This window comes from Variovorax boronicumulans NBRC 103145 (assembly GCF_001591345.1).
In the GTDB taxonomy this organism is placed as follows: Bacteria; Pseudomonadota; Gammaproteobacteria; order Burkholderiales; family Burkholderiaceae_C; genus Variovorax; species Variovorax boronicumulans.
Map to the genome: position 1 here is coordinate 1 of NZ_BCUS01000158.1, position 11973 is coordinate 11973.

The 11973-nt window shown below is 69.3% G+C and carries 11 protein-coding genes, 1 tRNA gene and 1 pseudogene; 5 read left to right on the forward strand and 8 right to left on the reverse strand.

Going from position 1 to position 11973, the window contains the following annotated elements:
• Positions 1 to 561: SAM-dependent methyltransferase (locus VBO01S_RS28470; RefSeq protein WP_255221230.1), on the forward strand; the 561-nt coding region annotated here is incomplete at its 5' end.
• Positions 562 to 564: 3 nt separating this feature from the next.
• Here the strand turns inward: VBO01S_RS28470 and VBO01S_RS28475 are convergent.
• The 4 genes from VBO01S_RS28475 to VBO01S_RS28490 all read right to left on the reverse strand — a co-directional run bounded on the left by VBO01S_RS28475 (position 565) and on the right by VBO01S_RS28490 (position 2557).
• The gene (locus tag VBO01S_RS28475) at positions 565 to 1293 is read right to left on the reverse strand and encodes a glutathione S-transferase (protein WP_062481745.1); all 729 of its coding nucleotides are present in this window, start codon (positions 1291 to 1293) and stop codon (positions 565 to 567) included.
• Positions 1294 to 1382: 89 nt separating this feature from the next.
• On the reverse strand, positions 1383 to 1610 hold the full coding sequence (locus VBO01S_RS28480; protein WP_062481748.1) for a hypothetical protein: 228 nt from the start codon (positions 1608 to 1610) through the stop codon (positions 1383 to 1385).
• Between the two features lie 161 nt (positions 1611 to 1771).
• Positions 1772 to 1846: transfer RNA gene (locus tag VBO01S_RS28485), tRNA-Arg, on the reverse strand.
• A gap of 42 nt (positions 1847 to 1888) precedes the next feature.
• Positions 1889 to 2557 (reverse strand): TetR family transcriptional regulator, encoded by a 669-nt coding sequence (locus VBO01S_RS28490; RefSeq protein ID WP_062481751.1) that lies wholly within the window; start codon positions 2555 to 2557, stop codon positions 1889 to 1891.
• A gap of 179 nt (positions 2558 to 2736) precedes the next feature.
• Between VBO01S_RS28490 and VBO01S_RS28495 the strand changes: the two genes are divergently transcribed.
• The 4 genes from VBO01S_RS28495 (at position 2737) to VBO01S_RS28510 (ending at position 9353) form a co-directional block, all read left to right on the forward strand.
• Positions 2737 to 4032, forward strand: a complete 1296-nt coding sequence (locus VBO01S_RS28495) for an efflux RND transporter periplasmic adaptor subunit (protein WP_062481754.1) — start codon at positions 2737 to 2739, stop codon at positions 4030 to 4032.
• Positions 4033 to 4047: 15 nt separating this feature from the next.
• On the forward strand, positions 4048 to 7215 hold the full coding sequence (locus VBO01S_RS28500; protein ID WP_062481757.1) for an efflux RND transporter permease subunit: 3168 nt from the start codon (positions 4048 to 4050) through the stop codon (positions 7213 to 7215).
• Positions 7208 to 8632 carry an efflux transporter outer membrane subunit gene (locus tag VBO01S_RS28505; RefSeq protein ID WP_062481759.1) on the forward strand — a complete coding sequence of 475 codons (1425 nt, stop codon included), beginning with the start codon at positions 7208 to 7210 and terminating at the stop codon, positions 8630 to 8632. The genes VBO01S_RS28500 and VBO01S_RS28505 overlap by 8 nt, the downstream gene beginning before the upstream one ends.
• A gap of 115 nt (positions 8633 to 8747) precedes the next feature.
• The gene (locus tag VBO01S_RS28510) at positions 8748 to 9353 is read left to right on the forward strand and encodes a c-type cytochrome (RefSeq protein ID WP_062481762.1); all 606 of its coding nucleotides are present in this window, start codon (positions 8748 to 8750) and stop codon (positions 9351 to 9353) included.
• Positions 9354 to 9444: 91 nt separating this feature from the next.
• Here the strand turns inward: VBO01S_RS28510 and VBO01S_RS28515 are convergent, their stop codons facing one another.
• The 4 genes and pseudogenes from VBO01S_RS28515 to VBO01S_RS32840 all read right to left on the reverse strand — a co-directional run.
• On the reverse strand, positions 9445 to 9993 hold the full coding sequence (locus VBO01S_RS28515) for a DUF2946 family protein (protein WP_062481765.1): 549 nt from the start codon (positions 9991 to 9993) through the stop codon (positions 9445 to 9447).
• Positions 9986 to 11002, reverse strand: a complete 1017-nt coding sequence (locus VBO01S_RS28520; RefSeq protein WP_062481767.1) for a YheT family hydrolase — start codon at positions 11000 to 11002, stop codon at positions 9986 to 9988. Before VBO01S_RS28520 ends, VBO01S_RS28515 begins: the two co-directional genes overlap by 8 nt.
• An 81-nt stretch (positions 11003 to 11083) precedes the next feature.
• Complete coding sequence (locus VBO01S_RS28525) at positions 11084 to 11536, reverse strand: YybH family protein (protein ID WP_062481770.1); 453 nt, start codon at positions 11534 to 11536, stop codon at positions 11084 to 11086.
• Between the two features lie 52 nt (positions 11537 to 11588).
• Positions 11589 to 11973, reverse strand: a pseudogene (locus VBO01S_RS32840) (hypothetical protein); the annotation flags it as partial.

Genomic DNA, 11973 nt, shown 5'->3' on the forward strand with positions numbered 1-11973 from the left:
CCGCTGCCGGGCGCCAGCAGCGTCATCACGCTCGTGAGCGCGGCCGGGCTCGTGGCCGACGGCGGCGAGAGCAGCCACGCGCACAACAGCAGCGCCTTCGTGTTCGCGGGCTTCCTGCCGAGCAAGGCCGGCGAGCGCGACACCGCCGTGCAGGCCCTCGCACAGGAGCCGCGCGCCGTGGTGCTGCTGGAAGCGCCGCACCGCATCGACAGCCTGGCCCGCGCGCTGGCCGTGCTCGGCGAGCGCCGCATCACCGTCGGCCGCGAGCTCACCAAGCAGTTCGAAGAAATCGCCACCGTGGCCGCCAGCGCGCTGCCCGACTGGTTCGGCGCCGACCGCGACCGCACGCGCGGCGAGTTCGCATTGGTGCTGCACCCCGTGGCGGTGAGCGGCGACGGCGGTGCAGAAGGCGAACGCGTGCTGCGCCTGCTGCTGGCGGAGTTGCCCGTGAAGACCGCTGTAAAGCTGGCCGCCGAGATCAGCGGCGCGCCGCGCAACACGCTGTACGAGCTGGCGCTGCGCATCCGCAACGAAGCCGACGACGACGACGACGGCGCCTAGCCCTCAGCCGTCCAGCTCGGCATAGCGCCGAAAGATCCCGTCCTCGTTGAACGCGATGCGGCGCGGACTGCGCAGGTAGTCGTGCACGCGCTGGCGTCGCCGGATGTTCGCGTGCAGCCTCACGACCGCGGGCGTGGCGTCGAGCGCCCGCGCGGCAGCTTTGGGAAAGGCGTACTGCAGCCCCTCCACCAGCTGGAACAGCGACAGGTCGGCATAGGTCAACACGTCGCCGACCAAGTGCAGGTCGCCCGAAGGGTTGCGCTGCAGCACCTGCTCGAACCAGTTCAGGAATTTCGGGATGCGCGCTTCGCGGAAGGCACGCGCACGCTGAAGGGCCGCGTCGCGCTGGTCTTCGTAGTAGTCGCCGGTCGAGATCGGGTGGTGCGTGTCGTGCGCCTCGGCCACCGCGTCGGCGATGGTGAGCTGCAGCTGGTGGGTCCACAGGCCGTCGGATTCGCCGATGCCGGCCAGCCCGAGCTTGGGGCCGAGGTACAGCAGGATCGCGGCGGTCTGGCCGACCACGATGTCGCCGTCGACGAGGAACGGCGGTGCGAACGCGGCGCGCGGGTTGCCGGGGTCGCCGAGCCGGCGGCCCAGCGCGGACTCGCCACCGCCTTGCGAGGCGGGCAGCCGCGCAACATCGACGTAGTCGGCGCCCGTGGCCTCGAGTGCGAGCCGCACGAATTCGCCGCGGCCCTGGATCGTGGGCCAGTAATGAAGTTGGTATGCCATGCGGCCATGGTGTCAGGGCCGGCGGGGCGCTGCAACCGATGACCGGCTGCGAGGGATGTCAGATCAGGCGACGAAGGCGCGCGGCCGGCTCACCAGAACTTCCACCACGGGCGCGGCGGCTGGCGCAGCGCCAGGGGGCGGGTGTCCAGGTCGGCGCTCTGGCTCGGCGGAATTGAATCGCCGAAGCGGCGGCGCATCTCGGCCTCCAGGGCATGTGCGATGCCGCGGGCCTGTTTCTCGCCGCGCAGCGCGCGCCGACGCCATTCGGCGGCGTGTGCTGCGAGGCTGGTTTCGTCCAGTTCGGAGAGCTCCATCATGCGGGGAATTTTTACATGCGTGCGTCCGGGTGACAGGGTGCAACGGCGTGTCACGGCCCGGTCGCGCGGATCTCCGGATCGGCCTTGTCGCGCAAGGCCGGGCCGGGTCGGGGAAGAAGTGAAAAAACCGGAAGCCCTTGCGGAATTTCCGGTCTTGAAGGTGGTCCCGCCGCCAGGAATCGAACCTGGATCTCAGCCTTCGGAGGGCCGAATTCTATCCGTTGAAATACAGCGAGAGAGGTGCTCCGCAAAGCACCGGAGCCACACATTATGGCCTATCAGGCCGCGGCGGTTTCCGCGTCGTGCGCCGTCGGGACGCCACCGGCCGGCGTGCGCGGGAAACCGAGCCCGGCCAGGTAGACGCGGAAGGTGCGCCGGCCGGTCGACACGAGGTCGAAGGCCGTGGGGTCGAGCAGCCAGTTCTGGATCAGCCCGCCCATCAGGGCGTGCATGCCCTGCGCCGCGACCGCACCCGGCAACGGCAGCCGGATGCGGGCGCGCCGCGCGGCCAGCCGCAGGGCCTTTTCGAAATCGACCACGCAGGCGTTGCGCGCGTCCAGGTGGCGCTGCTGCACCGAGGCCATGTCATGCGTGTACTCGACCTTGTGGGTCGCGATGTCGAACACGCGCCGCACCTGCGGGTCGGCGACCATGAGCGTCAGCGCGTGGATCAGGCCTTCCTCGATCTCGACCAGCGGGTCATCGCCGGGGATGTCGCTCTTGGGCGGCGTCTCCAGCGGCAGGATCACGCGCTCCATCATGGCGTTGAACAGATCGGCCTTGTCCTTGAAGTGCCAGTAGATGGCGCCCCGGGTCGCGCCGGCCTGCTGCGCGATCTGCTGCAGCGTGGTCTGCGAAACACCTTGCGCCTGAAACAGCAACTCCGCGGCATCGAGCAATCGATTCCGCGTCGCCAGTGCTTCTTCCTTCGTACGACGTGCCACCAAGTCTCCTGATTTGTAAAGCGAACGCCCTTTGCGTATCGTGGGGCCATTGCATGGCTGTCACTATACATCCATGAATGTATGTAAACTAGCGCGCTTCTCGGATGGCCCACCTGCCCGTGCTGGTTTACGGATCTCTCCCGCAAACGCGCCATCTCCCGTCTTCGCATCAAAGGAATCACATGCCTCTTCTGCATGTCTCGCGTCAACCGTCCTTGTCGTTTTCGCCGCGTCTCGCGACCGTGGCCCTCGTCTCCCTCCTGTTCCTGGCCGCCTGCGGCAAGGGCGAGGCCCCGGCCGGACCGGGCGGCGGTGGCGGTGGCGCCCGTCCGGCGCCTGAAGTCGGCGTGGTGACGGTCAAGCCCACCGACGTGGGCCTCGTGACCGAGCTGCCCGGCCGCCTCGAAGCCTCGCGCATCGCCCAGGTGCGCGCCCGCACGCCGGGCATCCTGCTCAAGCGCGAGTTCCGCGAAGGCAGCGACGTGAAGGCCGGCCAGCTGCTGTTCCGCATCGACCCGGCACCGCTGGTGGCCGCCACGCAGAACGCCCAGGCCGCCCTGGCCCGCGCCGAAGCCAACGCCGTGCAGGCCAAGGCACTGGCCGACCGCTACAAGCCGCTGGTCGAGGCCAACGCCGTGAGCAAGCAGGAATACGCGACCGCCGTGGCCTCCGCCAAGACGGCCGACGCCGACGTGGCCGCCAACCGCGCGCTGCTGCAGACCGCCAAGATCAACCAGGGCTACGCCGATGTCACCTCGCCCATCGCGGGCCGCATCGGCCGCGCGCTGGTCACCGAAGGCGCACTGGTCGGCCAGGGCGACGCCACCGAGCTGGCCGTGGTGCAGCAGATCAACCCGCTGTACGTGAACTTCACGCAGTCGGCCTCCGACGTGCTCAAGCTGCGCCGCGCCGTGGCCGCCGGCCAGTACAAGCGTGCCAGCGGCGAAGAAGCCGCGAGCATCCGCGTGGTGCTCGAAGACGGCACCGACTACGGGCAGGACGGCAAGCTGCTGTTCTCCGACCTCACGGTCGACCCGACCACGGGCCAGGTCACGCTGCGCGCCGAGATCCCGAACCCCAAGGGCGAGCTGCTGCCCGGCCTGTACGTGCGCGTGAAGCTCGAGCAGGCCCAGGTGACGAACGCGATCACGGTGCCGCAACAGGCCGTCACGCGCACCCAGCAGGGCGACCACGTGACGGTGGTCAGCGCCGACGGCAAGTTGAGCCAGCGCACCGTGAAGATCAGCGCCGCCAAGGACAACCAGTGGGTGGTGCTCGACGGCCTGAAGGCTGGCGAACAGGTGATGGTCGACGGCTTCCAGCGCCTGCAGATGATGCCGCCCGGCACGCCCGTGAAGGCGGTGCCTTGGCAAAAGCCGACGCCCAACGGCGCGGCTGCACCCGCGGCACCGGCAGCGTCCGCTGCCGCAGCGGCACCCGCCGCCAGCCCGGCTTCGGCCCCGGCTGACAAGAAGTAATCAGGAGCGCCTCGCATGGCCAAATTCTTTATCGACCGACCTATCTTCGCGTGGGTGATCGCACTGTTCATCATCGTGGTGGGCGGCGTCGCCATCACGCAGTTGCCGATCTCGCAGTACCCGCCGGTGGCCCCACCGGCCATCGTGATCAACGTCGCCTACCCCGGTGCCTCCGCGCAAACGCTCGAGGACAGCGTGCTGTCCGTGATCGAGCGCGAGATGAACGGCTCGCCCGGCCTGATCTACATGGAATCGGTGGCCCAGGCCGACGGCACCGGCGCCATCACCATCAGCTTCGAGGCCGGCACCAACGAAGACCTCGCGCAGGTGGACGTGCAGAACCGGCTCTCGCGCGCCACGCCGCGGCTGCCTTCGGCCGTGACGCAGCAGGGCGTGCGCGTGGACAAGTCGCGCAACAACTTCCTGCTGTTCGCGATGCTGTCCTCGGACAACCCCGACTTCGACCCGGTGGCGCTCGGTGACTACGCCGCGCGCAACATCGTGCCGGAACTGCAGCGGATCGACGGCGTGGGCCAGGCCCAGCTGTTCGGCTCCGAGAACGCGATGCGCATCTGGATCGACCCGGCGAAGCTGCAAGGCTTCAACCTGTCGGCCAACGACGTCAATGCCGCGATCCGTGCGCAGAACGCCCAGGTGGCCTCGGGCACGCTCGGCGACCTGCCGAACATCCCCGGCCAGGCGATCTCCGCCACGGTCACGGTGAACGGCCAGCTCAACAGCGTCGAGCAGTTCCAGAACATCGTGCTGCGCGCCAACACCGACGGCTCGACCGTGCGCCTGAAGGACGTGGCACGCGTCGAACTCGGCGGCCAGAACTACGCCACCTCCGCGCGCCTGAACGGCGTGCCCGCGGTCGGTATCGGCGTGCAGCCCACGCCCACCGGCAACGCGCTGAAGTCGGCCAAGGCCGTGCGCGCCAAGATGGCCGAGCTGGAACGCTACTTCCCCAAGGGCGTGAAGTGGGACATTCCTTATGACAGCTCGCGCTTCGTGCAGATCTCGATCTCCGAAGTGGTGAAGACGCTGTTCGAAGCCATCGCGCTGGTGTTCCTGGTGATGTTCCTGTTCCTGCAGAACTGGCGCTACACGATCATCCCGACGATCGTGGTGCCCATTGCACTGCTGGGCACCTTCGCCACGCTGCTCGCATTGGGCTTCTCGATCAACGTGCTCACCATGTTCGGCATGGTGCTGGTGATCGGTATCGTGGTGGACGACGCCATCGTGGTGGTGGAGAACGTCGAGCGCATCATGAGCGAAGAGGGGCTGTCGCCGCTCGACGCCACGCGCAAGGCGATGCAGCAGATCTCGGGCGCCATCATCGGCGTGACCGTGGTGCTGATCTCGGTGTTCGTGCCGCTGGCCTTCTTCGCGGGTTCGACCGGCAACATCTACCGCCAGTTCTCGGCGGTGATGGTGGCCTCGATCGGCTTCTCGGCCTTCATGGCGCTGTCGCTCACGCCGGCGCTGTGCGCCACGCTGCTCAAGCCGGTGGAAGCCGGCCACCACCATGAGAAGCGCGGCTTCTTCGGCTGGTTCAACCGCGGCTTCTCGCGCACGGCCAAGGGCTACGAAGGCGTGGTCGCGCGCATCCTGCGCCGCGCCGCACGCTACCTCGTGATCTACGCCGCGATCATCGGCGCCGTCGCGTACTTCTACACGCACCTGCCGAGCTCGTTCCTGCCCGAGGAAGACCAGGGCAACATCATCGTGAACGTGCAGCTGCCCCCGGGCGCGACGCAGGAGCGGTCGCTGTCGGTGATGCAACAGGTCGAAGGCTTCATCCTGAAGCAGCCTGAAGTGCAGAGCATCGTGAGCGTGATGGGCTTCAGCTTCTCCGGCCAGGGCCAGAACGCGGGCCTCGCCTTCGTGACGCTGAAGGACTGGGAAGAACGCAAGGACCCGGCCAATTCGGCCAGCGCGCTGGCCGGCCGTGCCTTCGGTGCGCTGTCGGGCATCCGCGACGCCTTCATCTACCCGCTGAGCCCGCCGCCGATTCCTGAACTGGGCAACGCCAGCGGCTTCAGCTTCCGCTTGCAAGACCGTGCGGGCGCGGGCCACGAGGCGCTGATCAACGCGCGCAACCAGCTGCTGGGCATGGCCTCGCAGAGCAAGATCCTCGCGCAGGTGCGCCCTGACGGCCTGGAAGACGCGCCACAACTGGAGATCGACATCGACCGCGACAAGGCCAACGCCCTGGGCGTGAGCTTCGACGCGATCAACAGTGCGCTGTCGACCTCGCTGGGTTCGAGCTACATCAACGACTTCCCGAACCGCGGCCGCCTGCAACGCGTGGTGGTGCAGGCCGATGCGCCGGCACGGATGCAGCCGGACGACCTGCTGCGCCTGAACGCCGTCAACACCAAGGGCCAACCGGTGCCGCTGTCGGCTTTCGCGACCACCAAGTGGGTCTCGGGCGCCACGCAGACCGTGCGCTACAACGGCTACCCCGCCATCCGCATCAGCGGTGACGCGGCGCCGGGCCAGAGCACGGGCGCGGCCATGGCCGAGATGGAAAAGCTCGCCGGCCAGCTGCCGCAAGGCTTCGGTTTCGAGTGGACCGGCCAGTCGCGTGAAGAAAAGCTCGCCGGCTCGCAGGCCATGATCCTGTACGGCTTCGCGATCCTGGCGGTGTTCCTGTGCCTGGCCGCGCTGTACGAGAGCTGGTCGATCCCGCTGTCGGTGATCCTGGTGGTGCCGCTGGGCGTGCTGGGTGTGCTGGTGGCGACGATGCTGCGCGCCTATTCCAACGACGTGTACTTCCAGGTGGGCCTGATCACCATCATCGGCTTGTCCGCGAAGAACGCGATTCTGATCATCGAGTTCGCGAAAGACCTGCAGGCGCAGGGCCGCGGCGTGGTCGAGGCCGCGCTCGAGGCCGCGCACCTGCGGTTCCGTCCCATCATCATGACCTCGCTGGCCTTCGGCCTGGGCGTGCTGCCGCTGGTCCTGGCTTCGGGCGCAGGCTCGGCGAGCCAGCGTGCCATCGGCACCGGCGTGCTCGGCGGCATGGTGACCGGCACGGTCCTGGCCGTGATCTTCGTGCCGGTGTTCTTCGTGGTGGTGCGCACGCTGTTCAAGGGCAGCGCGCGCCAGCACGAGGCCGACAAGCGGCATGCGGCAGCTGCCGGCATCACGGGAGATACCACACACCATGACTAAGAAACCTCTGATCCCCACCGTGCTGGCAGCAGCGATGCTGCTGGCGGGCTGCTCGCTGATCCCGACCTACGAGCGCCCCGCGGCGCCGGTGCCGACGACCTACCCGGGTGACCCGGCACAGCCGTCGGGCCCCGCCGCGGCCGCCCTGCCCTGGCAGGACTTCTTCACCGACCCGCGCCTAGCGGGCCTGATCCAGACGGCGCTGGCGAACAACCGCGACCTGCGCGTGTCGGTGCTCAACATCGAGCAGGCGCGTGCGCAGTTCCAGATCGAACGCTCGGCGCTGTTCCCGGCGCTCGGCCTCACGGGCACGGGCTCGCGCTCGAGCCCCAACGCCTACCAGGCGATCGATCCGACGCAAGGCAGCGTGGCCTCGCAGTACGCTGTCAACTTCGGCTTCACCGCGTGGGAGCTCGACTTCTTCGGCCGCATCCGCGCGCTGAAGGACCAGGCGCTGTCGCAGTACCTGGCCACGGAAGAGTCGCGCAAGGCCGCGCAGATCAGCCTGATCGCGGCCGTGGCCAGCGGCTGGCTCACGCTGCTGGCCGACGACGAGCTGCTCGAGATCACGCGCCAGACCATGGTCACGCGCGACGAGTCGGTGCGCCTGACCAAGCTGCGCTTCGACAACGGCGTGTCGTCCGAGATCGACTTCCAGGCCGCGAACTCGCAGGCCGAGACCGCGCGCGCCGCCTATGCGCAGCAGCAGCGCGCCCGCCTGCAGGACGAGAACGCGCTCGCGCTGTTGCTCGGCGCGCCGGTGCCGGCCGAGGCCACCGCCGGCGGCACCAAGGGTCTCGCGGGCATCCGCCCGATGCCCGACGTGCCGGCCGGCCTGCCCTCCGACCTGCTGACCGAGCGGCCCGACATCCGCGCGGCCGAGCAGCAGCTGATCGCGGCCAACGCCAACATCGGCGCGGCGCGCGCGAACTTCTTCCCGCGCGTGTCGCTCACGAGCTCGATCGGCACCGCGAGCAGCGAGTTCTCGAACCTGTTCGACCGCGGCACCAAGGCCTGGAGCTTCGCGCCCACGGTCACGCTGCCGATCTTCGATGCGGGCCGCAACATCGCGGGGCTCAACTCGGCCAAGGCCGGGCGCGAGATCGCGGTGGCGCAGTACGAGAAGTCGGTGCAGACCGCGTTCCGCGAAGTGGCCGACGCACTCGCGGGCCGCGCCACGCTGGGCGAGCAGGCACGCGCGCAGACCGCGCAGGCCGACGCCGAGGCGGTGCGCTACAAGCTGTCCGACCTGCGCTATCGCAACGGCATCGCCAGCGCGCTCGATCTGCTCGACGCACAGCGTTCGCTGTTCACGGCGCAGCAATCGGCGGTGGCCACGCGCCTGCTGCAGCTGCAGAACCAGGTCACGCTGTACAAGACGCTGGGTGGCGGCTGGGCCACACGCAACAACGGTTGAGACACCTGCGCGTCCGATATGGAGAGGTCAATTGCCCGCGCGGGCAAAGGGCCTCTCTATAATCGCCGGTTGGTTAGAAAAAGCCCCCGACGAGCCCCCCGTTATTGAGGACGCCATGAGCGCAGACCCGCACAACCAGGCCACAGAAGAAGCCCATACCGGCCCGATCAAGAACCCGAAGCAACTGCTGCTCGCGGTATTTTTCTCTTTCATCATTCCGATCCTGATCATCGTGGGCCTCGTGTCCTATGTGGTCTCGGGCACCAAGCCCGCCGGTACCGCGGAGGGCGACAACATGGCGCTCTACGGCGTGACCAAGGAATCGCGCGACCGTGAAGTGGCCGAGCGCCTCAAGAAGGTCGGCTCCATCGAGATCCGTGACGCCAACCGGCCGCTGGCCGCTGGCGATGCCGTGTTCAAGGCCCAGTGCGTGGCCTGCCACGGCGCCCCCGGCATCCCCGGTGCCCCGCACCTGAACGACGCCGCAGCCTGGGGCCCGCGCATCGGCCAGGGCTATGCGACGCTGCTCGAGCACGCGCTCAAGGGCAAGGGCGCCATGCCCGCTCAGGGCGGCGGCGACTTCGAAGACATCGAAATCGGCCGTGCCGTGGTGTACCTGGCCAACGCCGGTGGCGCCAAGTTCCCGGTGCCGGACCGTCCGGCAGCGGCCGCCGCGCCGGCCGAAGGTGCGTCGGCTGCGGCCAGCGCGCCTGCCAAGTAAGCAATCGACGGCGCCTCGCGCCCATGAAAAAACCGGCTCTCAGGCCGGTTTTTTTACGCCCGGACGATCCGGGTTGCTATCTTTTCAATAGCTATACAGCCACGCCTGCATGGCGCTCTGCTGGGCTCAGCACATGCCCGAAGCGCCCCGGCAGGTCGGCCGCGCGCACCGGCTCCGGCGTCCAGACGCCCTGCTCCACGGCCTCGGCGGCGATGCCCACGTCCTGCGTGTGCACCAGCCCGAGCCCCGCCGGCGCGACCAGATAGAGCCGGCCTTCTTCGTCGAGCAGGCAGCCCGACACCTCGGCCGGCACGCCCGTGTGGGCCGTGACCGTGAAGGCGCCCGCGCCCTGCTGCGCCACGCGCCACACCAGCGGCGCCGCCTCCAGCTCGACATACACGCGCTGCGGCCCGTTCTGGAAGAACCATTGGCCGTCGGCGTCGTGCTCGTAGTTGCGGTGGATGAAGTCGATCAGCTTGTCGTGCCGCAGCATCGAGCCCTTGGCGCTGCGAAACGGGCCCTGGGCCTGCGTGCGGTCGTCGCGCATGTACCAGTTGCCGCGCGCGTCCAGGCCGAGCCAGCCGTAGCAGTGCGGCACGTTCGGCCACTTGGCCAATGCCTGTTTGACGATGTCATCCATGGGCCGTATTTTGCGCCCGCGTCGACGAGAGGTGGTGGGCCAGCCACCCTCCCACGCGCTCGGGCATTCCGCCCACGTGCCCCGGCGGCAGCCCGAGCGGAAAGCCCACGTGGCCGCCGCCCGCGGGCTGCCACAGCGTGACGTGCGACCCGACCTCCTTCGGCCCCGGCAGGCTGCGGGCCGGAATGAAGGGGTCGTTGCGGGCGTTCACCACCAGCGCGGGCACGCGGATCGCGCCCAGCAGCGGCTTGGACGAGCCGCGCGCCCAGTAGTCGTCGGTGTTGCGAAAGCCGTGCAGCGGCGCGGTGAACACGTCGTCGAAGTCATACAGGTCGCGCGCGGCCATCAGCCGGTCGCGGTCGAACAGGCCCGGGAACTGCGCCAACTTGGCCAGCGCCTTGGGCTTCATGGTGGCGAGGAACATGCGCGTGTAGACCAGCCGGTTGAAGCCGCGCCCGATCGCCTCGCCGCCCGCCGCCAGGTCGAGCGGCGCGCACACCGACGCCACCGCGTCGACCGAGGCCCGCGCGCTCTCGCCCGCCTCGCAGGCCCAGCGCAGCAGCGCATTGCCGCCCAGCGAGACGCCGGCCGCCAGCACCGGCCCGCCGCCGCCCTGCACCACGTGCTGCGCGTGCATGCGCCGCAGGATCCAGTCGATCTCCTCGTGGTCGCCCGAGTGGTAGGCGCGCGGCGCGAGGTTCAGCTCGCCGCTGCAGCCGCGAAAGTGCGGCACCGCGAAAGCCATACCGCGCGCGGCGGCAAAGGCCGCGAAGGCCTCGGCGTAGTGGCTGCGCGAGGAGCCCTCGAGCCCGTGGAACAGCACCAGCAGCGGCCGGGGGCCGGGCTGCGGCGCATCGACGAAGTCGACGTCGATGAAGTCGCCGTCCGGCGCGGTCCAGCGCTCGCGGCGGTACACCGGCGCCGGCCCGTCGAAACGGCGCGCGCACAGCGCGGCCCAGATGGTCTGCAGGTTGCCGCCGGGCAGCCAGCGCGGGGCGTCGTAGCCCATGGCGTCGTAGGCAACGGGCGACGCGGAATCCGGTGAGAAAGAGGAAGAAGGAAAGGGAGAGGCCATCGCTCGGGGCAGGACTCAGTGCAGGACCTGCGGTGGATCGTTCGCGTCGTCCGGCTCGCGCGCGCTGCCCGGGCTCGCGTGGTGCGCCACCATGCGCCAGCCCTGCGCGGTCTTGTGATACACGTTGGTGGCCAGCACGAAGGCATGGCGCGGCCCCTCGGCCGTGAGCACCTCGATGCGCTCCAGCACGTTGTGCACGGCGCTCGCCAGCGACTCGATCTTGCGCACGCGCGCCGGCGTCGCATGGATGGCGCCGTTGGCGAACATCTGCTCGAAGGCCGCGCGGATCGCCACCGCGCCCACCAGCCGCGGACCGCCCGGGTGGACGCAGAACACCTCGTCCTCGTCGGCCCAGCAGGCCATCAGTGCATCGACATCGCCGCGTTGCAGCGCTTCATAGAAGGCGGCCTCGACATCGTCGGCAGTGCCGCCGATGGCCGCGGCGGCGCGGAAAGGGGTCTTGGGCATGGCGGTGAAGGGCGAGAGCGAAGGGGGTAGGCCGGATTTTGCCCTGCCCATGTCACGGCGATGTGGCAACGGGCGCCCCGGCCGTGGGTGCTTCGGGCGCGGACGCCGGAATCAGCCACGCGCGCGCCGCCGCCTCGGTGGCGCCTTGCGCGGCCTGCCACACCATCTCGGGCGCGGCCACGTGCACGCCGGGCGGCGCCACGCGCAGCGCGAGGTCGACCAGCTCGGCCATCTTCGGCGCGCGCACCGGCTGCTCGTTGGCCGGCACCATGAACCGCATGATCGACAGCATCCAGGCCGCCAGCCGCTCGCCGAGGTTGGCCAGGCGCACGTCGGCCGGCTTGCGCGCCGAGCGCAGCAGGATCACGCGCTCGAAGCCGCAGGCGACCACGGCCTGCTCGTCGAGGCTGGCCAGTCCGCGCTTGAGCGCCTCGGGC

Coding starts and splice junctions, on each gene's coding strand:
- VBO01S_RS28525 (WP_062481770.1), bottom strand. CDS start 11,536: ATGCCCAAGACCCCTTTCCGCGCCGCCGCGGCCATCGGCGGCACTGCC.
- VBO01S_RS28495 (WP_062481754.1), top strand. CDS start 2,737: ATGCCTCTTCTGCATGTCTCGCGTCAACCGTCCTTGTCGTTTTCGCCG.
- VBO01S_RS28505 (WP_062481759.1), top strand. CDS start 7,208: ATGACTAAGAAACCTCTGATCCCCACCGTGCTGGCAGCAGCGATGCTG.
- VBO01S_RS28500 (WP_062481757.1), top strand. CDS start 4,048: ATGGCCAAATTCTTTATCGACCGACCTATCTTCGCGTGGGTGATCGCA.
- VBO01S_RS28520 (WP_062481767.1), bottom strand. CDS start 11,002: ATGGGCTACGACGCCCCGCGCTGGCTGCCCGGCGGCAACCTGCAGACC.
- VBO01S_RS28510 (WP_062481762.1), top strand. CDS start 8,748: ATGAGCGCAGACCCGCACAACCAGGCCACAGAAGAAGCCCATACCGGC.
- VBO01S_RS28480 (WP_062481748.1), bottom strand. CDS start 1,610: ATGATGGAGCTCTCCGAACTGGACGAAACCAGCCTCGCAGCACACGCC.
- VBO01S_RS28475 (WP_062481745.1), bottom strand. CDS start 1,293: ATGGCATACCAACTTCATTACTGGCCCACGATCCAGGGCCGCGGCGAA.
- VBO01S_RS28515 (WP_062481765.1), bottom strand. CDS start 9,993: ATGGATGACATCGTCAAACAGGCATTGGCCAAGTGGCCGAACGTGCCG.